This is a genomic window from Helicobacter fennelliae (assembly GCF_900451005.1).
Lineage (GTDB): Bacteria > Campylobacterota > Campylobacteria > Campylobacterales > Helicobacteraceae > Helicobacter_B > Helicobacter_B fennelliae.
In genome coordinates, this window is sequence record NZ_UGIB01000001.1 from 91,764 (window position 1) to 113,998 (window position 22,235).

Annotated in this window: 25 protein-coding genes and 1 pseudogene; 24 read left to right on the forward strand and 2 right to left on the reverse strand. The window is 37.7% G+C overall.

The features are described 5' to 3' along the window. Positions 1-4: 4 nt before the first annotated feature. The 9 genes and pseudogenes from rfbG to DY109_RS11220 form a co-directional block, all read left to right on the forward strand. Positions 5-1,060, forward strand: a pseudogene (gene rfbG / locus DY109_RS00550) (CDP-glucose 4,6-dehydratase); the annotation flags it as partial. Positions 1,061-1,494: 434 nt separating this feature from the next. Further along, a complete protein-coding gene (locus tag DY109_RS00555) occupies positions 1,495-2,661 on the forward strand; it encodes a radical SAM protein (RefSeq protein WP_115737718.1) in 1,167 nt (388 codons plus the stop codon). Beyond that, the gene (locus tag DY109_RS00560) at positions 2,630-2,929 is read left to right on the forward strand and encodes a hypothetical protein (protein ID WP_115737719.1); all 300 of its coding nucleotides are present in this window, start codon (positions 2,630-2,632) and stop codon (positions 2,927-2,929) included. Before DY109_RS00555 ends, DY109_RS00560 begins: the two co-directional genes overlap by 32 nt. Continuing rightward, positions 2,926-4,062, forward strand: coding sequence for an NAD-dependent epimerase/dehydratase family protein (locus DY109_RS00565; RefSeq protein WP_023946401.1), 1,137 nt, complete (start codon positions 2,926-2,928; stop codon positions 4,060-4,062). Before DY109_RS00560 ends, DY109_RS00565 begins: the two co-directional genes overlap by 4 nt. After that, the gene (locus DY109_RS00570; protein WP_023946403.1) at positions 4,063-5,397 is read left to right on the forward strand and encodes a nucleotide sugar dehydrogenase; all 1,335 of its coding nucleotides are present in this window, start codon (positions 4,063-4,065) and stop codon (positions 5,395-5,397) included. It abuts the gene before it with no gap. A gap of 13 nt (positions 5,398-5,410) precedes the next feature. Continuing rightward, positions 5,411-6,013 carry a dTDP-4-dehydrorhamnose 3,5-epimerase gene (rfbC, locus tag DY109_RS00575; RefSeq protein ID WP_023946404.1) on the forward strand — a complete coding sequence of 201 codons (603 nt, stop codon included), beginning with the start codon at positions 5,411-5,413 and terminating at the stop codon, positions 6,011-6,013. 74 nt (positions 6,014-6,087) lie between these two features. Continuing rightward, positions 6,088-7,464, forward strand: coding sequence for a lipopolysaccharide biosynthesis protein RfbH (gene rfbH, locus DY109_RS00580; RefSeq protein ID WP_051404610.1), 1,377 nt, complete (start codon positions 6,088-6,090; stop codon positions 7,462-7,464). Then, the gene (locus DY109_RS00585; protein ID WP_023946408.1) at positions 7,461-8,027 is read left to right on the forward strand and encodes a dTDP-4-dehydrorhamnose 3,5-epimerase family protein; all 567 of its coding nucleotides are present in this window, start codon (positions 7,461-7,463) and stop codon (positions 8,025-8,027) included. The genes rfbH and DY109_RS00585 overlap by 4 nt, the downstream gene beginning before the upstream one ends. A gap of 518 nt (positions 8,028-8,545) precedes the next feature. Continuing rightward, complete coding sequence (locus DY109_RS11220; RefSeq protein ID WP_181461809.1) at positions 8,546-8,683, forward strand: hypothetical protein; 138 nt, start codon at positions 8,546-8,548, stop codon at positions 8,681-8,683. 38 nt (positions 8,684-8,721) lie between these two features. Here DY109_RS11220 and DY109_RS00590 read toward each other — a convergent pair whose 3' ends face one another. Beyond that, on the reverse strand, positions 8,722-9,921 hold the full coding sequence (locus DY109_RS00590; RefSeq protein ID WP_023946414.1) for a glycosyltransferase family 2 protein: 1,200 nt from the start codon (positions 9,919-9,921) through the stop codon (positions 8,722-8,724). 326 nt (positions 9,922-10,247) lie between these two features. Between DY109_RS00590 and DY109_RS00595 the strand changes: the two genes are divergently transcribed. The 15 genes from DY109_RS00595 to DY109_RS00660 all read left to right on the forward strand — a co-directional run bounded on the left by DY109_RS00595 (position 10,248) and on the right by DY109_RS00660 (position 21,864). Then, the gene (locus DY109_RS00595; RefSeq protein ID WP_115737720.1) at positions 10,248-11,477 is read left to right on the forward strand and encodes a class I SAM-dependent methyltransferase; all 1,230 of its coding nucleotides are present in this window, start codon (positions 10,248-10,250) and stop codon (positions 11,475-11,477) included. A 58-nt stretch (positions 11,478-11,535) separates the two neighbouring features. Next, positions 11,536-12,606 (forward strand): glycosyltransferase 61 family protein, encoded by a 1,071-nt coding sequence (locus DY109_RS00600; RefSeq protein WP_181894610.1) that lies wholly within the window; start codon positions 11,536-11,538, stop codon positions 12,604-12,606. Positions 12,607-12,623: 17 nt separating this feature from the next. Further along, positions 12,624-12,803, forward strand: coding sequence for a hypothetical protein (locus tag DY109_RS00605; RefSeq protein ID WP_112058380.1), 180 nt, complete (start codon positions 12,624-12,626; stop codon positions 12,801-12,803). A 22-nt stretch (positions 12,804-12,825) separates the two neighbouring features. Further along, positions 12,826-12,975, forward strand: a complete 150-nt coding sequence (locus tag DY109_RS11225) for a hypothetical protein (protein ID WP_023946420.1) — start codon at positions 12,826-12,828, stop codon at positions 12,973-12,975. Next, entirely contained in the window at positions 12,975-13,910 is a 936-nt protein-coding gene (locus DY109_RS00610; RefSeq protein ID WP_112058379.1) for an NAD-dependent epimerase/dehydratase family protein, read from the forward strand. Before DY109_RS11225 ends, DY109_RS00610 begins: the two co-directional genes overlap by 1 nt. Positions 13,911-13,998: 88 nt before the next feature. Further along, entirely contained in the window at positions 13,999-15,048 is a 1,050-nt protein-coding gene (locus DY109_RS00615) for an NAD-dependent epimerase/dehydratase family protein (protein WP_023946424.1), read from the forward strand. Next, positions 15,048-16,079, forward strand: a complete 1,032-nt coding sequence (locus tag DY109_RS00620; RefSeq protein WP_115737722.1) for an NAD-dependent epimerase/dehydratase family protein — start codon at positions 15,048-15,050, stop codon at positions 16,077-16,079. The genes DY109_RS00615 and DY109_RS00620 overlap by 1 nt, the downstream gene beginning before the upstream one ends. Then, positions 16,079-17,218, forward strand: a complete 1,140-nt coding sequence (locus DY109_RS00625; protein ID WP_115737723.1) for an NAD-dependent epimerase/dehydratase family protein — start codon at positions 16,079-16,081, stop codon at positions 17,216-17,218. The genes DY109_RS00620 and DY109_RS00625 overlap by 1 nt, the downstream gene beginning before the upstream one ends. After that, a complete protein-coding gene (locus tag DY109_RS00630; protein ID WP_023946434.1) occupies positions 17,215-18,342 on the forward strand; it encodes a DegT/DnrJ/EryC1/StrS family aminotransferase in 1,128 nt (375 codons plus the stop codon). The genes DY109_RS00625 and DY109_RS00630 overlap by 4 nt, the downstream gene beginning before the upstream one ends. Then, positions 18,342-19,205 (forward strand): formyltransferase family protein, encoded by an 864-nt coding sequence (locus DY109_RS00635; protein ID WP_115737724.1) that lies wholly within the window; start codon positions 18,342-18,344, stop codon positions 19,203-19,205. The genes DY109_RS00630 and DY109_RS00635 overlap by 1 nt, the downstream gene beginning before the upstream one ends. Beyond that, positions 19,202-19,873: an acetyltransferase gene (locus DY109_RS00640; protein WP_023946437.1), complete on the forward strand. Its 672-nt coding sequence runs from the start codon at positions 19,202-19,204 to the stop codon at positions 19,871-19,873. Before DY109_RS00635 ends, DY109_RS00640 begins: the two co-directional genes overlap by 4 nt. Before the next feature lie 71 nt (positions 19,874-19,944). Further along, positions 19,945-20,496 carry a glycosyltransferase family 2 protein gene (locus tag DY109_RS00645; RefSeq protein ID WP_023946439.1) on the forward strand — a complete coding sequence of 184 codons (552 nt, stop codon included), beginning with the start codon at positions 19,945-19,947 and terminating at the stop codon, positions 20,494-20,496. Then, on the forward strand, positions 20,451-21,161 hold the full coding sequence (locus DY109_RS00650) for a hypothetical protein (RefSeq protein ID WP_147277890.1): 711 nt from the start codon (positions 20,451-20,453) through the stop codon (positions 21,159-21,161). Before DY109_RS00645 ends, DY109_RS00650 begins: the two co-directional genes overlap by 46 nt. A 17-nt stretch (positions 21,162-21,178) precedes the next feature. Beyond that, on the forward strand, positions 21,179-21,505 hold the full coding sequence (locus tag DY109_RS00655; protein ID WP_112058372.1) for an LbetaH domain-containing protein: 327 nt from the start codon (positions 21,179-21,181) through the stop codon (positions 21,503-21,505). A 23-nt stretch (positions 21,506-21,528) separates the two neighbouring features. Continuing rightward, positions 21,529-21,864 carry an LbetaH domain-containing protein gene (locus DY109_RS00660; RefSeq protein WP_258399890.1) on the forward strand — a complete coding sequence of 112 codons (336 nt, stop codon included), beginning with the start codon at positions 21,529-21,531 and terminating at the stop codon, positions 21,862-21,864. A 164-nt stretch (positions 21,865-22,028) separates the two neighbouring features. On the opposite strand, the gene DY109_RS11230 is transcribed toward DY109_RS00660, so the two are convergent. Next, a complete protein-coding gene (locus DY109_RS11230) occupies positions 22,029-22,193 on the reverse strand; it encodes a hypothetical protein (RefSeq protein ID WP_023946445.1) in 165 nt (54 codons plus the stop codon). Positions 22,194-22,235: the final 42 nt, after the last annotated feature.

The following is a 22,235-nucleotide window of genomic DNA, read 5'->3' on the forward strand; positions in this document are numbered from 1 at the left end:
AAATATGCAAATCTATTCAAACAAAAAAGTTTTTATCACCGGACATACTGGATTTAAGGGCTCTTGGCTTAGTTTGTATTTGCATGCATTGGGCGCAAAAATCTATGGCTACGCGCTCAAACCTCACACAACCCCTAATCATTTTGATTTGCTTGAGAGTGAAAAATTTATAACCAAAAGCTATTATGCAGATATTAATGATTACCAAAGCCTTGAATGCGCAATAGAATCTAGTAATCCTGATATTATTTTCCACCTTGCAGCACAGCCCTTGGTGCGCAGGGCTTATCGCGAGCCGCTCTATACTTTAAGCACAAATGCCATAGGCTCGGCAAACCTCCTTAATGCCGCAAGAAAAAGCCCAAATCTCAAGGCTATCGTGATGATTACAACTGATAAAGTCTATGAAAATAAAGAATGGCTCTATCCATACCGAGAAAACGACACTCTAGGCGGATATGATCCATATAGTGCTAGCAAAGCGTGTGCGGAGATTATTATAGATTCTATGAGGGCGAGTTTTTTTAATATCACAGATTTTGGCAAAAGCCATAATGTGCTTATCGCAAGTGCGAGGGCTGGAAATGTGATTGGCGGGGGTGATTGGAGTGAGGATAGACTAATCCCTGATCTTATCAGAGGATATATCAATCACAGCCCAACCCTTATCCGCTATCCAGACGCCACGCGCCCTTGGCAGCATGTTTTAGAGCCACTTCGCGGATATTTACTTCTAGGCGCAAAGCTTTTGCATAGGCGCAAAGAGTATGCGACGAGTTTTAATTTCGGACCTGAAAATGAGGGCAATATCAATGTCTCTGAAGTGCTCCACCGCGCAAAAACCCTGTGGAATCAGCTTTCATTCCATATACAAAAAGATCCAAACGCTCCACATGAGGCAAATTTCTTAATGCTTGATAGCACAAAAGCGCGCAAAATGCTTCACTTCACGCCTATTTGGAATAGCCTAGATTCTATCAAGCACACAATCACTTGGTATAAATCCCTCTATGAATCACACACTTTACTTAGCCACGCGCAATTAGAAGAATACATAAAAGCTTCTAAAGTCTCTAATGGGGGGGGGGGCACACAACACAATAAAACCCACAATCTAGCTCAAACCCCATACAATCTCTTTATATTATTTGCACCCCCAACCAAAACATTCACTAATTCCACGATATTTACTGATTTTGCTCATACATTCACCCTAGATTCTACTATTTTAGATTCTAGCTCTTCTGCAAACCAAAATCTAACCATTTATCTAAACTCTTACATAAACTCATTGACACTCAAAAATCATATCCACATACATACTTACAATAACCCAAACAATAACCCAAATTGCGCGACATCAAGCCAGAATCTATGCTTACTTTTTGCGCATAATGATTCTATCAACACACCTGAATGTATCCCCAAATATCAGAATCTCAAATCTATCGCCTAAATTACATCATTCATTACATCACTTATGAAAGGAAACTTATGGAAATTTTAAGAGCCAAAACAAAAGAATTATTCAAATCCAAACTCACCAAAGAGCAAGAGCAAAACTCCAAACTCAATCTCTTAGAAATAGACAAGCAAGCCACAAAGCTAGAATCTTATCCGCGAAGAATCGTGCTAGAGATGACAAGTGCTTGCAATATCAAATGCGTGTTTTGCGGCAGAGATGAAGCAGAATTTAATCAAACTTATCTCCCGCTCGAAGTGCTAGATAAGCTAGAGCCAGCATTGCAAAAATGCGAAGAGGTTACATTATTTGGCTGGGGCGAGCCTACGATTAATCCCAAATTTATACAATTTTTAGAGCGACTTGACAAAACTCCTGTCAGAAAATATTTTGTAACCAATGGCACGCGATTAGAAAAATTTATCGATGCGATTTTTGCCTATCATGTGGATATTATCGCTGTGAGCCTTGATGGTCCAAACGCACAGACAAATGACAAAATCCGCGTTGGAGCGAAGTTTGACAAAGTTATAGACAATATCAAAAAAATCCAAGCTAAGAAAAAAGAGCTTCAAGTAGATTTTCCATATATGAATTTTGTCTTTGTAGCGATGAAATCAAATATCCACACTTTGCCTGAGATGATTACACTTGCAAAAGAAGTAGGAATCCAAGAAGTCAAAGTCGTCTTTCTTACTGCATTTAGCCCTGATATGCTAAGTGAGAGCCTCTACAATCAGCAAGATCTTGTGCGCGAGATTTTTAGCCAAACCATACAAAAAGCACAAGAGCTTGATATAAAAATTAAATTGCCATACATTCAAGGCGAAGATATTGCTGGTGATAAATACCACAAAGACTGCTTTGTGCCATGGAGAGATTTTTTTGTAGGAAGTGATGACTCACTGCGCCCTTGCCAAAGCACAAGCTTGAAGCTAGGAAAATTTAGCGAATACAAAAGCTTTGAGGAAGCATGGAATAACAAAGCCTATCAGAAATTTAGACAAGAAGTAAATTGCAATACCCCAAAAGATGGTAAAGATATGCCTCTGCAATGCAAACTCTGCTACCAAAGCTCGCATGCAAATTGGAATCGCAAACAAAGCTTTATCCAAGTCGGGCAAGCTTTTGCACCTGATTGGGAAAAAATAGCTATAAAAGCTCCTAATGGGGGGGGGGGCAGCGCAAAATCTAAATAAAAACAACTTAGAGAATCTAGATTCTCTAAGTGCTCTTTGCCTTATTTCTCTCTATCATTACAAATCCTTTCAATCTTATAGCCACACTAGCAAAACTCACCACAATACAAGCCAAAACATCGCGCACCTGCTTGCTTTTATGCTCGCACAAATATACTTTTTGCAGATTTTAAACGCTACCAAACATCAAACACAACACCGCTTCACACATCAAATCATGCATCAAATCACATCAGATAAATCCACATTATCAAGGAGTGCTATATGAATAATCCTATCCTTTTGCAAGATATGGAATATATCTTTAAGCAGTTAGATTCTACCCAAAAGCAAACATTTCAAGATTCTACAATCCTCATCAGTGGCTGTGCTGGGTTTTTGGGGTTTTATTTGTTGCATTTTTTGACACATTATGCCAATGCCTTAGGTATCCAAAAAATAATAGGGCTTGATAATTTTATGCTCCATTCTCCAAGCTGGCTTCAAACTCTAGAACAAAACAATGAAGTGCTTACAATCCACGCGTTTGATATTATTTCAGATTCTATTGCGCGCATTCCAAATACCAATAATGTCAATCTCATTATCCACGCTGCAAGTATCGCAAGCCCGACTTTTTATAGAGCCTACCCGATACAAACCCTTGATGCAAATATTTGGGGATTGCGATCATTGCTTGAATACTACAAACAAAAACCCATAAAAGGATTTTTATTTTTCTCAAGCTCTGAAATATATGGCGATCCAGAATCTAGCCAGATTCCAACTAATGAAGAATACAGAGGCAATGTCGCCTGCATAGGACCTCGAGCATGCTATGATGAATCCAAGCGATTTGGCGAGACAATGTGCTATCTCTTTGCTTTGAAATATAATCTGCCTATCACTATCGCACGACCTTTTAATAATTATGGACCCGGAATGAGCTTGCAAGATAAGCGCGTGCCTGCGGACTTTGCAAATGCAATCCTTAATCACAACCCCATAAAGATTCTAAGTAATGGAAATCCTACGCGCACTTTTTGCTATGTCGCTGATGCGATAGCAGGCTATCTCAAAATCCTTACTTTTGGAAAGTTTGAATACTTCAATATCGGAATGGATACGCCTGAAATCTCTATCAAACAGCTAGCACTACTCTATCTTGAAGCAGGAAGAGAGATTTTGGATTATCAAGGAGAGATTGTTTTTGATACATCAAATGATAAAGATTATCTCACACATAATCCAAATAGGCGACTTCCAGACATCACAAAAGCCAAAACAATGCTTAATTTCACACCAAATATCACTATCCAACATGGCATAGAACGATTTTTGAAGTTTTTGGCATTTGAGCAATCAAATACACCATTAAGCACCACCTCATACGCGCACCCCCACAGCAAAAAGGAGCTATAAATGCAAAACTTATCACAAACAAAAGAAATTCAAATCGCTATTTTTGGATTAGGATTTGTAGGACTTACCACAGCTGTTGGGTTTGCAAGCAAGGGGTTTAAAACTATCGGATATGAAATCGACACCAAAAAAGCCAAATCCCTAACTTGCGCTAAGATTCCGTTTTTTGAAGAAGGATTAGAATCTAGCCTCAAATCCGTGCTAGGCAAAAACCTTTTTATCACGAATAATCTCAAAGAAGCACTCAAAGGAAGCGATGTGATTTTTTATTGTATCGGCACACCTATGAGTAAAAATGGAAGTGCTGATTTATCCTATCTATGCGATGCCATATCTCAAACGCTCTCACACTTGCACCTTTGCGCCCCTACGCCAACGCTCCTCATCAAATCAACCATTCCGCCAGCAAGCTCTAAAGAAATCATTATCCCACTTATAGAATCTTTTAACCTCAAAGTCAATAATGGCACAGAATCTCATCTTTTTCTTGCAAATAATCCAGAATTTTTGCGCGAAGGATTTGCTTTGGACGATTTTTTGCACCCTGATAGAATCCTAATTGGCATAGAAAACCTACCTGATACGCAGATTCTAGAATCTATTTACAAGCCATTTTGTGCGCCTATTATTTTTAGCAATCTCAACACTGCTGAGTTTATAAAATACCTTAGCAATACAACGCTTTCAATGTGTATAAGCTATGCGAATGAAATGAGTCTCATCGCGCAATACATAGGCGATATAGATATTATTCAGGCATTTAATACACTTCATAAAGATAAGCGATTTAGTGGCAATCCAGCAAAAATCAGCCAATACATTTATCCAGGACTTGGCTTTGGGGGGTATTGTCTGCCAAAAGACACGCTTGCGTTGTATAAAAAATCTAGCGATAAGGGATTCTCTCCACAAATCCTCAAAAGTATCTTAGATACTAATGAAAAGATTTTGGAATTTTATATCCAAAAAATCACACATGAGAATCCAAAACATAGCACTATTGGAATCTTAGGGCTAAGCTTCAAGCCAAAAAGCGATGATGTGCGTGATTCTAAATCCGCTATGCTTATCCAAAGGCTTTTAGAAAATGGATTTAGTAATATTTATGCTTATGACCCGATAGCAACTCACACATTCGCACAGGCTTATAATCTCCCTATCAAATACGCGCAAAATCTCAAAGAAATCACACAAACTTGTGATATACTTGCAATCGCCACAGGCTGGCAGGAGTTTATCCCGCTTTTGCATAATAACCACAAAAAAATCTATAATCTAAGATGGCTTCAATCTCTGGATAAAAATACCACTTTAGATAAAGAACCTAAAAATTAAGGAATCAAGAAAAATGAGTCGCTTTACTTTCACACCCACGCCACTTCAATCTTGCTTTGTTATCGAGCCAAAGCCATTGCGAGATGAGCGAGGTTATTTTGAGCGGTTTTTTTGCACGCAGGATTTTGAGGAAATCGGACTCAAAAAGCCAATTATGCAAATCAATCACTCTAAGACTATCGGAAAAGGATCTGTGCGTGGGTTGCATTATCAAACACCGCCCTTTTGTGAGACAAAAATCGTGCGTTGCATAAAAGGAGCGATTTATGATTTGGCGGTGGATTTACGCAAAGATTCCCCGACTTTTTTGCAGTATTTTGGCATAGAGCTTAATGAGACAAACGCAAAATACCTCTATATCCCTGAAGGTTTTGCGCATGGATTCCAAAGCTTAAGCGATGAGGTTGAGATTTTCTACCTTGCGACGCAAGCATTTTGCCCTGAAGCTGATAGTGCTATCAATGCACTTGATCCCACAATCAACATCAAATGGCAATTTGAAATCACAAACATATCAACAAAGGATAAAAATGCTCCATGTATTGATAATAACTTTAAAGGATTAGTAATGAATACCAATTTTGCCCCCCCCCCCCGACAACAGCCCGATAAATAATCTCTCTTATAGCAAACTCACAATCTCCAAGATCTATGTAAGGATTTGTGGGGAGATTTGCGAGGGGGTTTGCTATGCGTAAGACTCAAACAAACCACAAAACATCGCCCCAAACACCACAAGAAAAACTCAAAACCCAAATCCTCTCTCTTACAAAGCAATACTACGAGCTCACACACAAGATAGCTCAAAACGCGCCATTTATACCAAATCAATCTCGCATAAATTACGCAGGACGCGTATTTGATGAAAACGAAATGCTTTACCTTATCAATAGCTCGCTTGATTTTTGGCTTACAAATGGAAAATATAGCGATTTATTTGAGCAAAAGTTAGCGGAGTTTTTGGGCGTGAAGTGGGCTTTCTTGGTGAATTCTGGCTCATCTGCAAATTTGCTTGCATTTTTTGCGCTCACCTCTCCACTCCTCAAAGAGCGTCAAATCAAAAGAGGTGATGAAGTCATAAGTGTAGCTGCTGCATTTCCTACGACAATAGCACCTATCGTGCAATATGGTGCTGTGCCTGTATTTGTGGATATGGATTTGCGATATGCAAATATCAATACTACACATCTCAAATCCGCCCTAAGCCCCAAAACAAAAGCGATTATCCTCGCACACAGCCTTGGCAATCCGTTTGACATAGAGACAATCACAGCATTTTGTAAGCAACACAATCTCTGGCTTATTGAGGATAATTGCGATGCGCTAGGATCACTTTATAAAGGCAAAAAAACTGGAAGCTTTGGTGATATAGGCACAAGTAGCTTTTATCCGCCTCATCATATCACTATGGGCGAAGGCGGTGCTGTCTATACAAATAATCCTCTACTCAAAAAGATTCTGCTTTCAATGCGCGATTGGGGGCGGGACTGCTGGTGCAAAAGTGGGGCTGACAATACTTGCAATCACCGATTCACACAGCAATTTGGCAAACTTCCGATAGGATACGATCATAAATATGTGTATTCACATTTTGGATTTAATCTCAAACCTAGCGATATGCAAGCAGCCATTGGTTGCGCTCAGCTTGAAAAACTGCCTTCATTTATCAGCAAAAGAATACACAATCATACAAAACTCTATCAAGCCCTCAAAAACACGCCATTTCTTATGCTTACACAGCCACAGCCAGATTCACAACCAAGCTGGTTTGGGTTTATGATGACACTCACTGATGATGCTCCTTTCACGCGCAATGACATCACGCAATTTCTTGAACGCCACAATATCCAAACGCGCACACTTTTTGCAGGCAATATCATCAAACACCCTTGCTTTGAATCATTAATCCTTGATAAAGATTATCGCATCATAGGTGAGCTTACAAACACTGACAAAATAATGAATGATAGCTTTTGGATAGGCGTGTATCCGGGTATGAATGACGCACAAATTGAATTTATGATAGAAACAATCAAAGCATTTTGTAATAAGCAGAATCCACAATGAAATCCATACAGATTACAAACACGCGCTTTGAAGGCTTATATATCCTCACGCCTCGTATTTTTCCTGATGAGCGAGGCGGATTTATTAAGATTTTTCATCAAGAAAGTTTCGCGCATTTAGGGCTAGAATCTACATTTCAAGAATGCTTTTTTTCATACTCACACAAGGGGGTTTTGCGAGGTATGCACTTTCAGATTCCGCCACATGACTGCACGAAGCTTGTCTATGTAAGCTCTGGCAAAATAGAAGATGTCGTGCTTGATATACGCAAAGATTCTGCAAGCTTTGGAGAAGCATTTCATATCACGCTAGATTCTGCGTGCGCGCAATGTCTCTACATTCCAAGCGGATTTGCGCATGGATTTTTGAGCCTTGAGGAAGGCTCGATCGTGCATTATTTGCAAACCAAGCTCTATGCTCCACAAAGTGATAGCGGAATCTTATATGATAGCTTTGGCTTTGACTGGCAGAAAGTCGCCTCACAAGCGGGGATACAAGAGCTTATCATCTCAAAGCGCGATAGAGAATTTGAGAGGTTTTCAAAAGATTTTTCATTAATGTAGAATCTAGAGTTTCCAAATTATCGCAACTTCCTAACAAGAATTCTCACAATGAAAATATAGATTCTAGATTTTAGGATAAAACTTTGCCACTCTCTCGTTATTCTTAGGCTTGCCGAAGAATCTAGTTAATGAAAAATCCAATCCAAAATCTATGGATTCTAGATTGCTTTGGCTTCGTGTCTTATAATGACAAAAAAATGGCATAGATTCTAGAATCTAAAGTGGATTCTTATGGATTGCTACACTCGTTTCACTCGCTCGCAATGACGCATTACCTCATCATGCCTTAAGCGTTAGCGAAGAATCCAGTAAAAAACTAATATAAAATCTAAAATAGATTCTAGTTTGGATTTGGATTCTTCGTTCGTTTCACTCACTCAAGTAATGACGACAAAAACAACATAGATTCTACTAGAATTTATGCAAACACAAGCAAGCATTAAGAAATTCTAGACTTTTTTAATTTTTAGATTTTAGAATTTATGCAAACACAAAAAGAGCGTAAAAGAGATTTTAAGATGAGTTTGCAAGAGCTTGCAAGGGTTTGCAAGAGCTTGATAGATTGTGCGGTTTTGAGCAAGGAGATAAGGCTAGTCGCCTATCGACGAAGCGAAAAACAAACTCGCAGCTCAAATCGCTTAAAAGCTAGGATTTAGATCCTATGGAAAATAGATTCTAGAATCTACAATAAAATTTATTTCTCTAAACCAAACAATCTTTTTACTATCATTTCTATCACAAATTTTTTTCTATAAAAGCGATTTAGAGGTCCTGCTACATATCGAGGCAATGGCTTAAATCGTGGCAAAATATATGTAGCGATAAATGTTTTGTATTCTTCATCAAGTGTCAAATGATACTCATGCAAATAGTGGTAAGCATTATGACTAGCGAGAAATCGCGGAGAATAATGCCAAAAAAAGCTTGTCCCAATGAAGCAATATTTCAAAATCGTATCCTGATTGAAACCATCATTGATTTCTATTCGTCTTTTCATCAGAATCTGTGGTGTTACGGCAATCTTACCGCCATTATGAATGATTCGTGAAGTGAGAAAATTATCTGCGATTGGGTATTCTTCTTGGCTATATCCGCCAAGCTCAAACATCTTGAGGCGATTATGCAAAACTGCTGAAGGCGGAATAGAGACAAAAATGTGCTGTGATTTACAAAAATCAAGTTTGGAGGTGTTTTGAAAAGTCCAGTTGTAGAGTTTGGATTTTAGGGTTTTGTTTTGAAAATGCTCTAAAAAGAGGCTATTCCACCCCCCCCCCCCGACAGATCGCGCACCAAAACGATCTTCTAAGCAACTTATCATCGCTACATCTTTGGTATTTTGCTCTCCATCGCGCAAAATCTCTGCCATAGCACTCAAATAATTTGGCAAAATCATATCATCACTATGCAACACACATACCCACTTTCCTTTGGCTAATTCTATACAGCGATTAAAATTCCCTAGCAGCCCGACATTGCCGGTATTTTTGTAATAAGTGATTTTGCCTTTGTATTCGGATTCAAGCATTTCTTGAGTAGGGGTTGGCTCATCTGCCAAATCTACATTTTCAACAACAATCACTTCATAGCATTTCTCCTCCGCACTTGAGGCAGAATCTAAATATATATCTTGAGCCAATGCAGAATCTATCGTCTCTCTTAATGTCTCCACGCGCTTATACACAGGAATAGCAATCGTAAATGTCGGATTCTCGCATGCCTTATCCATTTCATATATTTTTTGAGAGGTGATGTTTTTGTATTGTGCGAAATTATCGCTACATCTCATAAATACGCTTGCATCAAAATGCGGCTGCAAAAACTTGCCATATTCTTTTAGTATTTCTCCTAATTTTTCTTGCGTATTTGCGCTATTTCTTGTGTGATTTGTATTCATAGATTCTCCTTTTATCGCTACATTATGTAGATTTTATTTGAATTGCGATGTGTTATTTGTCGGCTTACACATTTTCACATAATAGCTTCACCATAAATATTAAGCACTTCAAAAAGAGCGATTATAGCAAACTTCATCAAAAATTTTCAAGAAATTTTAATATAAGCTTCTATATAATAAACGCCTTATCATTGGTTGCCAATAGTTGCCAAATCGCTACCAAATCATTGGCTACTAGCTACTATGAGTAGATTCGCAAGTCCTATGGGCAAATTTGTGGCAAATTAAAAATAGCAAAATTACAAGAAGTGAAATGAGGAGTATTTATGAAATGTAGATTCTGCCAAAGTGAATTGAAAGTTTTGTTTATAGATTTGTTTAACACCCCACCCTCAAACGCCTATCTTGAAGCACAAGAGCTTGATATGCCTGAGACTTCATATCCGCTCAAAATCTTTGTATGCGAGCAATGCTTTTTGGTCCAAATCGATGAATACAAAAAAAGCAGTGAAATTTTTGATTCTAAATACGCTTACTTCAGCTCGTATTCTTCCTCATGGTTAAAGCACGCGCAAAACTATGTCGAAATGATTACAGATAGATTGCAATTACACAAAGATTCTTTTGTCATAGAGATTGCAAGCAATGATGGCTATTTACTTCAATACTTCAAACAGCACCAAATCCCATGCCTTGGCATAGAGCCTACACACTCTACCGCACAAGCTTGTAAAGAAAAAGGCATTGAAGTGTTGGAGGAATTTTTTGGATTAGAGCTTGCTGCTAAACTGCCTCAATGCGACCTTATCCTAGGCAATAATGTCTTAGCGCATGTGCCTGATATACTTGATTTTGTCAAAGGCGTAAAAGCGGTATTAAAGCCAAATGCAAGTGCGACTTTTGAGTTTCCTCATTTGCTTAACCTCATCAAATACAACCAATTTGATACGATCTATCACGAGCATTTCTCTTATCTATCGCTATTAAGCACACTCAAAATCTTTGAAGCTTGCGGATTGAGAATCTATGATGTAGAGGAGCTTCCCACACATGGAGGAAGCCTTAGAATCTATGCTACACACACAGAATCCAATCTCCCCACAAGCAAAAATGTCGCCCTACTCCTCCAAAAAGAAAAAGACTTCGGACTTGACAAAATAAAAACATACATGGGGTTTGAGCAAAGAATACGAGAGCTTAAATTTGAATTTCTCTCTTTCATCGCCAAAGCCAAGATGGAGGGCAAAAAAATTGTCGCCTATGGGGCTGCAGCAAAAGGCAATACACTTTTGAATTATTATGGACTCAAATCCGATAGTATTGATTTTGTCATTGATGCCTCACCACACAAAGTGGGTAAATTTATGCCACAAAGCCATATCCCAATCCTTGACAAAAAAGAACTTGAACGCGCAAAGCCTGATTATGTGCTGATTTTGCCTTGGAATCTCAAAGATGAGATCACGCAACAGCTTTCTTATCTCAAACACAGCGATACTTCAAGTGCTTCTAATGCTAAAAATATGCGAGGGGGGGGGCAGCATGCAAATTTGTAGTTGCCATTCCCAAGCTTGAGATATTTTAGTGATGACACAACAAACCAGGAGTGAGAATATGGAAATACTCACAATCAAAATAAACGATAAAATCCCTTTTGATTCTCTTGAATACAAAAGCCTAAGAGATGAAAATAAACATGGAATTCTTCATGCGGCATATTATGGGGCAAACACAACAAATGAAGACAGAAGTCAAGAGCTACAAATACTAGAAAATGAGATTAGAGACAAAAAAGCTAGAATCTTTCATATCCCTATCCCTCGTTATACAATCTGCCATGATGAAAGTGCAACAATAAATTACATAGGATTTGTCTATAAAGACAATGGCTTACCTTGTGAAGCAAGCTTGCCTTGCGTAACTCAAGCAGACAAAGAAAACGCATTAAGGTGGTTTGATGAAGTTGAAAACATCTCTTTTTGGCGTATGAGATCAAAAAAGCAAGTCAAAGAATTTCTTAAGTTTATGTATTTCAAATATTTTTCAAAAAAAGCCAAATATAATGCAAAAATTCTCCAAGATCCAACTAAGATTAAATATCTTCTCCCACACCCTTATTTTTCAAATATGTGCCATTTTACGACTGAAGATTATGCGGGGTTGCTTATATGGATAGATTATGCCAAAGCCCACAATCTTGATTATTATATTATCACGCCTCCACAATATCGTGGATACCAAAAATATTATGATTGGTATATTCAAGAGATTCTCGATATAGAATCTATTCCTAAAGACAGAATTATCACCCTTAACCATCAAAACCATAAAGTTAAAAACCTCTATCATACTTCCTCTATCCGCTTTAGCACATACCAATATCAAGCCATAAGAAAACTACAACATACTTTATATGACCCAAATTTTAAATCTTTGGGCGATCGTATTTATATTAGTCGCAAAAAATCATATAGAAGATTTTTGATAAATGATGATGAGATTGCAGAGATTTTAGAGTGCGAATATGGCTTTAGGAGAATCTATATGGAAGATTATGACCTTAAGACCAAAATTAACATTATGCTACGCACAAAAGTCCTTATGAGTGTAGAAGGCACAAGCTTTATGAATGGATTATTTACAGAACCCATAAACGCTCTGGGGGGGGGCAAGCAAAGCTTATAGGAATAAGGTCGCATGAAATGACAAATGATACACTCGCCTATCTTGGAATCCTTAAAAATGTCGAATATCTACCTATAATTTGCGACATAAAAGAACAAATTGGTGAAGGAAAAAGTGTGTGGGCATGCAGTAATTTGTATCTCAATCCTGATTATTTAAGACAAAAACTATCACTTTATGAGATACAAAAAATATAACTTTTAAAATAAAGGGGGCATTATGGACAAAGCAATTGTTTTTGGAGCAAGTGGATTTACAAGTGGATTTATCGGTTTGGCACTTACAAAAGCTCTACTCAAAAACAATATTAATGTGCAAAAACAATATATAACCCTAGAATCTAACCCCTATCCTTTGGAGGTAGCATAATGCCCTCCTCTACCCTATGCTCTCCAAAGCTAAAGATTCTCCTCACAGGCGCGAGTGGATTTATCGGCTCAAATTTTGTGCAAAAACTACACAAAAAATATGATATAGTCGCACTCGTAAGAAAACAAAGCGATATAAATGCTATTAAAAATTTTTGCAAGATATATGTCTATGATGAAAGCAAAGAAAGTCTTGAACTTCTTTTTTCACAATATACATTTGACGGAATTATACATTTAGCAACCCTGTGGCTTAACAGAAACCAAATAGATGATGCGCCCAAACTCATAGAGAGCAACATTGGCTTTGGGGTGCTTTTACTTGAATACACAAAAAAACACAATATCTCATTCTTTATCAATACCGCAACTTTTGGAAGTTATTGCAACTCCTTATCTTATAGACCTTCATCACTTTATGCCGCGACCAAAAAAGCATTTGAAGACATAATGTTTTATTATTCGCTCACTTGCAAACAGAGTGTTTTTACAAATTTATTACTTTTTAATGTGTATGGAAATGGTGATAAAGGCAATAGACTTTTTGCCTTACTTGAGAAAATCGCTCAAAGTGGTGAGGAATTAGCTATGAGTGATGGCAATCAAATTACTGATTATAGCTATATAGATGATGTGATAGCTGGTTTTGAGAATCTCATAGAGCTTACAATCACAAACCCAAGCTTTTGCAAAGACAAAATCTTTGCACTAAGAGGCACACAAAGAAAGCCTCTCAAAGAGGTTGTAAAACTTTTTGAAAAAACACTTGGCAAAAAGCTTCATATCAAGTGGGGAGCAAGAGCAAATAGAGAACTTGAAATAATGACGCCTTGGGAAGGTGGTGAGCTATTGCCAAATTGGAAGCAAAAATTTTCTCTCAAAGAAGGCTTTAAAAATATGTTAGCTTCTAATGGGGGGGGGGCACACAAGAAGTAATCACAAATCTAGAATCTAGATTCTGTGCATATACGCAAAAACAATATATAACCCTAGAATCTAACCCCTATCCTTTGGAGGTAGCATAATGCCCTCCTCTACCCTATGCTCTCCAAAGCTAAAGATTCTCCTCACAGGCGCGAGTGGATTTATCGGCTCAAATTTTATTACAACGCTTCATTCACAATATGACATCACAGCTATCGTGCGACAAAATAGCGATATAAGCAGAATCCAAAAATACTGCGCTGTGTATTATTACGAGAATCTAGAGCAGCTCATAGACTTTATGCACTCATCATCTTTTGATGGCGTAGTGCATTTGGCAACCTTGTATAAGCCTAGTCATACCCCAAAAGATATATACAATCTTTTACATTCAAACATCACCTTTGGCACTGAAATTTTAGAATCCTTACGAGCAAGTCAGAGCATAAGGTTTTTTATCAATACCATTACCTTTAGTCAATTCAATCAACAAGCAATATATGAGCCTGCAAGTTTTTATGACGCAAGCAAACAAGCGTTTTGTGATATTGTTAGATTCTATTCGCTTGAATATCCCCATATCAAGTGTATAAATCTCCTCCTTTATAATAGCTATGGCGCCAACGATACACGAGAAAAAATCTTTAATCTTTGGGCAAAAATATCTCAAAACCAAGAGTCGCTAGATATGAGCGGTGGAGAGCAATTTATAGACATAAGTCATATTGATGATATTATCGCTGGGTTTGATAAAGCCATAAAACTTTGTGCGCAAAATCAGCTTGAAAATAACGCAATCTATACGCTAGAAAACACTCCTCGACATACACTCAAAGAGCTTGGGGTGATTTTTGAACATGCAAGTGGCAAAAAGCTTCATATCAACTGGGGAGCGAAGCCATATAGAGTGCGAGAAAAAATGGATAGCCTCATTCATCACGATAATAAACATATCTATAAACTTCCTGATTGGAAAGCCAAAAAATCACTTCAAAATGGCATTAAAGAACTTATACAAAGCATAAAAGAAACCAATGGGGGGGGGGGCACACAAGAAGTAATCACAAATCTAGAATCTAGATTCTGTGCATATACGCAAAAACAATATATAACCCTAGAATCTAACCCCTATCCTTTGGAGGTAGCATAATGCCCTCCTCTACCCTATGCTCTCCAAAGCTAAAGATTCTCCTCACAGGCGCGAGTGGATTTATCGGGCAACAGGTTTTGCGCTATCTTTTATCACAAAATCATCAAGTCCTATGCCCCACAAGAAACCCGCACAAGCTCAAATCCTTTCACCATAAAAATTGCATTATCAAACGCACAGACATCTACACGCAGAATCTAGATTTTATGCAAGGATATGATACGCTTATCCATTTAGCGTGGGAAAGTATGAATAATGTCTGTGATTATAAGCATATCGACATAAACTACGCTCACTCTATGCACCTCATCAAACAAGCCATAACTTCTTACAAAATAAAAAATATAACGATTGCTGGAAGTTGCTTTGAGTATGGGACGCATTCTGGCAAAATAAATGAAAGCTTCATACCAAACCCCCAAACTTCCTATGGTATCGCCAAAACATTTCTTCATAAATCACTTGAACAATTCCAAAAAATATATCCATTCCAGCTTAAATGGTTGCGGATTTTTTATCTCTATGGAGAGGGGCAAAACCCACACTCTCTACTTCCACAGCTCCAAAACGCCCTCAATCATAAGCAAACAAACTTCAATATGAGCGGTGGAGAGCAATTAAGAGACTATCTTGACATAAAGATTGCCGCTTCTTATATCGCCAAAATAGCCCTACATCAAGATTTTAATGGTGTGTGTAATATTTGCAGTGGAAGTCCTATCTCTGTGCGGATGCTTTGCGAGCGATATTTGCATAACACGCAACAATCCATTAACCTTAATCTTGGTTTCTATCCATACGCAGAATACGAACCTTTGGCTTATTGGGGAGACAATACAAAGCTTTTAAAACTCCTTGGGGGGGGGGGCATAGAGCGAAATAAAACACTCCATAATCAAAAAAATCCAAAAACACAACCTCTTAAATTCTCTTTTATAATCTTAGATTCTAGATGTCATAAGCATTCAACAAAATGCAATCAAACACTAGAATCTAAGCTAGATTCTCCAAAATCTTTGGAGGTGGCATAATGCGCGCCTCTGCTCTACACTCTCAAAAGCTAAAGATTCTCCTCACAGGCGCGAGTGGATTTATCGGGCAGCATACACTTAGTGCCTTGCTTTCAACCCCTCACTACATCACAGCACTTTCAAGAGATCCAAGCAAAATCACCCCACACAAAAACCTTGAGATTATCAAAGCCGATATTTATGATCCATATTTTTGTCTTAACGCCAAATACGACATACTCATACATCTTGCGTGGGAAGGCTTGCCTAATTACCAACAAATGTTTCATCTTGAGCGCAACCTTATGGCAAATTACACATTTATCAAAAACGCCATACATTCTGGTATTAAAAATATCACCATAAGTGGCACTTGCTTTGAATACGGAATCCAAAATGGCTGCCTCTCAGAATCAAGCCCAACTGCTCCAAACACAACCTACGCAATGGCAAAAGATTTTCTTCACAAAATGCTCCAAGAGCTATGCAAACACGAGCCGTTTAATCTGCAATGGTTGCGATTATGGTATGTGTATGGCAAAGGACAAAGCAAAAGCTCTATCCTATCGCAACTCCAAGCAAGCCTAGACAACAAAGAACAATCATTCAAAATGAGTAAAGGCGAACAGCTAAGGGATTATCTTGATGTCAAGCAAATGGCACATTTTATCGCCAATATCGCCACACATCTTGAATTTAGCGGTGTATGCAATATTTGTAGCAATGAGCCTATCGCAATAAGAACTCTTGTAGAAAACTACCTCAAAACGACAAACCAACACATAAAGCTAGATTTTGGGACGTATCCTTACTCAAATTATGAACCTTTGGCATTTTGGGGCGATAATACAAAGCTTTTAGAAATCCTCTCTGGGGGGGGGGCAGCAAACCTAAGTGATACTCTAGCCCTCATATTTTTTGCACTTTTCTTTATATTTTGGATTCTATTATTTTCAAACCTCATATATTTTAATTCTTTTAATTCTTTTGTCTGGATATATTCTGCCTTATCTTTGGCACTCTTTATTATCAAGATAGATTCTATTTTTATTCTTTATTTGACTTGCTACCTTGTAGTCCATTCAAAAACCCCCACATTGACTGCATATTTTTTATTTGCATTACCAACTTTTATCTCACTATTAAAGGATACACGATGAAAATATACTACGCAAAACCCTCAATCACCCAAAAAGAAATATCATACGCCACTGATGCTGCGCAAAATGGCTGGGGTGAGAAATGTTATGGATATATTGCAAAGTTTGAAGAAGCATTTAAGACATATCTTGGCGTCAAGTATGTTATAGCAACTTCAAGCTGCACGGGAGCTTTTACAATGGGACTTAATGCATTAGGCATAAAAGCTGGCGATGAGATCATACTTCCTGATGTAACTTGGATTGCTTGTGCTTCTCCTATTTCACATATAGGAGCAAAACCTGTATTTGTCGATATTGATCCACTGACTTGGTGCATAGATCCACAAAAAGTCCGCCAAGCTATAACTTCCAAAACAAAAGCTATTTTGTGCGTTCATCTTTATGGCAATGTATGCAATATGGAAGCATTATTTGACATAAGCAAACAATACAACATTCCTCTAATAGAAGATGCAGCCGAAGCACTCGGATCTACATATAAGCACCATAAATGTGGCAGTATGGGAGTATTTGGAACTTTTTCTTTTCATGGGACAAAAACCCTAACAACAGGCGAAGGAGGGGCATTTGTAACAAATGATGAAGAGTTATACCAAAAAGTGCTGACATTATCAAACCACGGACGCCCAGCAAATATTTATAAGCAGTTTTACTCTGTAACCAATGGCTATAAATTCAAAATGTCTAATCTCCAAGCAGCTATCGGATTAGCTCAAGTAGAAAGGGTCGAAGAGCTTGTGAAACGCAAAATAGAAATTCTTCATTACTACAAATCTCGCCTCACATCATATAATGGGGTAATGATGAATTATGAAAACTCAGACATTATCAATAGCGCATGGATGCCAGCTGTCGTATTTGATAAACATTTACATATCACAAGAGAGAAGCTTCTTGAAGCATTTGCGAAGTATGATATTGATGCAAGAGTGTTTTTTTACCCACTCTCAAGTATGCCTATGTATCAAAAAATGTATCAAAATATGCAACTTGAACGCATTAATATAAATGCGTATGACATTCCCACTCGTGCGCTCAATCTCCCAAGCTACCATGATATGAGTATTGAGCAGCAAGATTATGTTATAAACATTATCACACAACTTTTGGAGGGCAAATAATGAAAAATCTTATATTTGCTCATGATAGGGTTGGATTCTCTTGTGTTAAATTTCTACTTCAGCACTATTTACACACAATTCGGCTTATCGTTGTTGCGCAAGAAAATCAAATCTCCACGCTCGCAAGAGAATATAATATTCCTGTGATTATTTTTGATAAAAAAACAATTATTACAGATATTTTGAAACAAGATTCTCAATTTGATTTTGGGTTTTTGCTTTGGTGGTCTTATATTATTGATAAAGATTTGATAAGCATTCCGCGTTTTGGCTTTATCAATACCCACCCAAGTCTGCTTCCTTTCAATAGAGGCAAGCATTATAGTTTTTGGGCGATTGTCGAGCAGAATCCATTTGGTGTGAGTCTTCATTTTGTAGATGAAGGCATTGATAGCGGAGATATTATCGCTCAAAAGGTTATTTCTTATGATTGGGAAGATACAGGCAAATCACTATATCAAAAAGCACAAAAAGCTATTGTCGCGCTCTTTAAAGCTCAATATAAAAAAATCATCACTCACTCTATCACGCGCACAAAGCAGAATCTAAATCAAGGAAGTTTTCATTATGCCAAGGAGATAGATTCTGCAAGCACGATAGATCTTAATAAATCCTATATTGCTAGAGATTTATTAAATTTATTGCGAGCCAAAAGCTTTAAGCCACACAAAGGTTGCGTATTTAAGGCTTCTAATGGGGGGGGGCAGCAAAAAAGAGTGGAAGCAAGAAAGAATCCCACACGCAAAACTACGAGATATATATCACCATCAAAAAATCTAAACCGCACAAAACTTTATAAATACACTTTAAGCTATGTATATAATGCTCTATCTTCACAATGCAATATATGGAGATACGCATGAAATCTCCAAAACAAATTATTATATGGGGAGGGATGGGGCAAGCAAAAGTGCTACATCAACTCATACGACAAACAAACTTCGGACAAGTGTGTGCTGTGTTTGACAATAATCCAAATATTACACCGCCATTGCAAAATATACCACTATATTATGGGCTTGATTCTTATAAGGATTTCATACAAACCATACATGATAAGAGCAATTATATGGGAATTGTAGCAGTAGCTTCTGGACATAGAGGCAAGGATAGGATTGCTTTTTTGGAGATATTTCAAAAAGATGGTTTGCATACGCCAAATCTTATCCACAAACAAGCCACAATCCTATCACCCATACACCACTCAATGCAAGAATATGGAATCCAGATTCTAGCAAATAGTATGATAGGCGTTGAAGTGCAATTAGGAAAAGGAGTGATTGTCAATTCTCTAGCAAATATAGAGCATGAATGCATCATTGGCAATGGTGTGCATATCGCACCAAGTGCGACACTTTGTGGCGATGTCAAAGTGGGGGATTATTCATTTATAGGCGCAAATGCTGTTGTTTTGCCACATCTTGTAATTGGTAAAAATGTCATTGTTGGTGCAGGAAGTGTTGTTACAAAAAATATTCCTGATAATTCTATCGTGTATGGAAATCCAGCGCGCATAAAGCCTTCATCTTAACTTGAAGATTCTATAAACTTTCAGCAAAACTTGCTATAATCAATGCTTATTTTAATATAAAGGTTACGACAATGGATCACAATGTAAAAATAAGCATTTGCATTCCCTCAAGAAATGCTCTCAACTATGTGCGATACGCCATAGAGAGCGTTTTAAATCAAGAGTATGAGGATTATGAATTATTAGTAAGCGATAATCACTCAAATGATGGAACTTGGGATTATCTAAAAACACTTTCTCACCCCAAATTAAGAATAATGCAACCGCCAAAAATGTGTTCGATGAGCGGACATTATGAGTGGTTACTCACACAGACAAAAGGTGATTGGGTAACAATCATCGGTGCAGATGATGGTATGCAGCCGTATTTTTTTACATTAGCGGATTATCTTATAGATTTGGCACATAAGCATAATGTTTATATTATCAATGGAGAAAGAGCATATTATTTTTGGGAAGGTTGTGAGAATCTCTATGGAGATATGCAAACAAATTTTATGTCTATTGAAAAATTTAGCATTAAAAATGCCAAAAAAGAGTTTTTTCCTCAGCTTCTGAGGGGGGGGGCTATTTTGGAATGCCTCAAATGTATGCAGGCTCGCTTGTGCATAAAGATGTCATAAACAAAATCAAAAACAAACAAAATGGAAGATTCTACTTTGATATTAATCCTGACGCGTATGGAGCATGCGCATTTGCAAGCATTAATGAATTATATATCCACTCTATGATTCCACTTATTTGGGTAGGAACCTCACCAAAATCCACAGGCATTGACAATTCACAAAACAATAAAGAGCACTACATTCAAGCAAAAGAGGAGGAGATCATCTGCGCTCCTCTAATAAAAAGCTATGAATATGCCAAAATCAGCATTACAACTTGGATGTGGGAGGCGATGCTCCAAGCGTACAATCTGCAAGATGAAAAGACAAAAGCATTTTATCGTTCCAAAAAAGCCAAATACCTCATCATCGCCACCGCCATAAGAACAGCAAAAAGTGATGAAGAGCTCACAAAACTCTATGAACTTGCAGATTTTAATGCCCTCAATCACACGCTTTTATCAATCCTAAGCAAAATCCTATGGCTTTATGACAAAAGGACGATTTTTGCTCGTGCTTTGAGAAAAGCTCTGCGAATGTGCGGTATCACTAAATATATAAAAATTATGACTTTTTATCATTCCCAAACTCAAGTCAAAGATATGCTTGAGGCTTCACAATTAGTGCTAGAAAAAATCAACAAACAAAATCAAAAATGGTATAATCCACATTTACACAAGTAAAATATCAAGGATACAATATGCTATTACGATGGGCTTATGATTGGCTAAAAAACAAAATCAAGCACAAAAAAACCATACAGCAATTTAACGCAAGATTCTATGCCAAAAATACGCACAATTTCACGCACCCTGCAAATATTTTCAACCTCGATAATGTTACCATTGGTAAAGCAACTTATGGAGTTATCGAAGTTTTTGACTATGAGAATAAAAACGCTAAGCTTATCATTGGTGATTTTTGCTCAATAGCTCTTAATGTGAGATTTCTTACGGGGGGGGGCATAACATATATAATTTCTCAACCTATCCGTTTCGCGCTTATTTTACACAAGAGCCAGAGCTAGGACCCACAAAAGGTGCAACTATCATCGGTGATGATGTGTGGATCGGTCGTGATTGTCTCATCTGCTCTGGAGCGCATATTCCAAGAGGTTGCATAGTTGGTGCCGGAAGCGTGGTGAGAGGAAAGTTTGAGCCATATAGCATTATCATCGGTAACCCCGCACGATGCATAAAAAAGCGATTCTCTCAAGATATTATCTCTATCCTTGAAACTATCGATTTTGCCACCATGACACACGAGCAAATCACACAAAATCTCAATCTGCTTTACACGCAAGTAGATATACATATCGCACAAGAATTACAACACGCTCTAAAATCTAGTCATCATTGCGAGCAAATGCAAAAGTGCGTAAAGTGAGTCAAAATCTAGAATCTTGTTTGCAAAGAATCTAAATCCTCTCTTTTTAGCATATTTCAGGGAGTTTGAAATTTTTAGCCTACAAACCTACAATGAACGCTTATGTTACACTTTTTTGTATTTTTGCTTGTCTAAAAATTTCTACACAACCCTACTGAATCTGCCTAAAAATAAAGGATTTCTTTGTGTGCCATTGTGTTTGCATAGATTCTACTAGAATCTATCGTTTTTGTCGTCATTGCGAGGCTTCCGCTAGGAAGTCGTGGCAATCCATTTTGACTGGATTGCTTCGTCCTATCGTCCTCGCAATGACAAACCTGCCCCCTCAATTGCGAGCAAAATTTTCAAATTTTGCGTGGCAATCCACTTTT

Bases quoted from the DNA above. Each gene is read 5' to 3' on its own strand.
- DY109_RS00635 (WP_115737724.1), top strand. From the start codon at position 18,342: ATGAAAAATCTTATATTTGCTCATGATAGGGTTGGATTCTCTTGTGTT.
- DY109_RS00650 (WP_147277890.1), top strand. From the start codon at position 20,451: ATGCCTCAAATGTATGCAGGCTCGCTTGTGCATAAAGATGTCATAAAC.
- DY109_RS00595 (WP_115737720.1), top strand. From the start codon at position 10,248: ATGAAATGTAGATTCTGCCAAAGTGAATTGAAAGTTTTGTTTATAGAT.
- rfbH (WP_051404610.1), top strand. From the start codon at position 6,088: ATGCGTAAGACTCAAACAAACCACAAAACATCGCCCCAAACACCACAA.
- DY109_RS00570 (WP_023946403.1), top strand. From the start codon at position 4,063: ATGCAAAACTTATCACAAACAAAAGAAATTCAAATCGCTATTTTTGGA.
- DY109_RS00610 (WP_112058379.1), top strand. From the start codon at position 12,975: ATGCCCTCCTCTACCCTATGCTCTCCAAAGCTAAAGATTCTCCTCACA.
- DY109_RS00620 (WP_115737722.1), top strand. From the start codon at position 15,048: ATGCCCTCCTCTACCCTATGCTCTCCAAAGCTAAAGATTCTCCTCACA.
- rfbC (WP_023946404.1), top strand. From the start codon at position 5,411: ATGAGTCGCTTTACTTTCACACCCACGCCACTTCAATCTTGCTTTGTT.
- DY109_RS00585 (WP_023946408.1), top strand. From the start codon at position 7,461: ATGAAATCCATACAGATTACAAACACGCGCTTTGAAGGCTTATATATC.
- DY109_RS11225 (WP_023946420.1), top strand. From the start codon at position 12,826: ATGGACAAAGCAATTGTTTTTGGAGCAAGTGGATTTACAAGTGGATTT.
- DY109_RS00600 (WP_181894610.1), top strand. From the start codon at position 11,536: ATGGAAATACTCACAATCAAAATAAACGATAAAATCCCTTTTGATTCT.
- DY109_RS00605 (WP_112058380.1), top strand. From the start codon at position 12,624: ATGACAAATGATACACTCGCCTATCTTGGAATCCTTAAAAATGTCGAA.
- DY109_RS00640 (WP_023946437.1), top strand. From the start codon at position 19,202: ATGAAATCTCCAAAACAAATTATTATATGGGGAGGGATGGGGCAAGCA.
- DY109_RS00555 (WP_115737718.1), top strand. From the start codon at position 1,495: ATGGAAATTTTAAGAGCCAAAACAAAAGAATTATTCAAATCCAAACTC.
- DY109_RS00615 (WP_023946424.1), top strand. From the start codon at position 13,999: ATGCCCTCCTCTACCCTATGCTCTCCAAAGCTAAAGATTCTCCTCACA.
- DY109_RS00565 (WP_023946401.1), top strand. From the start codon at position 2,926: ATGAATAATCCTATCCTTTTGCAAGATATGGAATATATCTTTAAGCAG.
- DY109_RS00625 (WP_115737723.1), top strand. From the start codon at position 16,079: ATGCGCGCCTCTGCTCTACACTCTCAAAAGCTAAAGATTCTCCTCACA.
- DY109_RS00655 (WP_112058372.1), top strand. From the start codon at position 21,179: ATGCTATTACGATGGGCTTATGATTGGCTAAAAAACAAAATCAAGCAC.
- DY109_RS00645 (WP_023946439.1), top strand. From the start codon at position 19,945: ATGGATCACAATGTAAAAATAAGCATTTGCATTCCCTCAAGAAATGCT.
- DY109_RS00630 (WP_023946434.1), top strand. From the start codon at position 17,215: ATGAAAATATACTACGCAAAACCCTCAATCACCCAAAAAGAAATATCA.
- DY109_RS00560 (WP_115737719.1), top strand. From the start codon at position 2,630: ATGGGGGGGGGGGCAGCGCAAAATCTAAATAAAAACAACTTAGAGAAT.
- DY109_RS00590 (WP_023946414.1), bottom strand. From the start codon at position 9,921: ATGAATACAAATCACACAAGAAATAGCGCAAATACGCAAGAAAAATTA.
- DY109_RS11220 (WP_181461809.1), top strand. From the start codon at position 8,546: ATGAGTTTGCAAGAGCTTGCAAGGGTTTGCAAGAGCTTGATAGATTGT.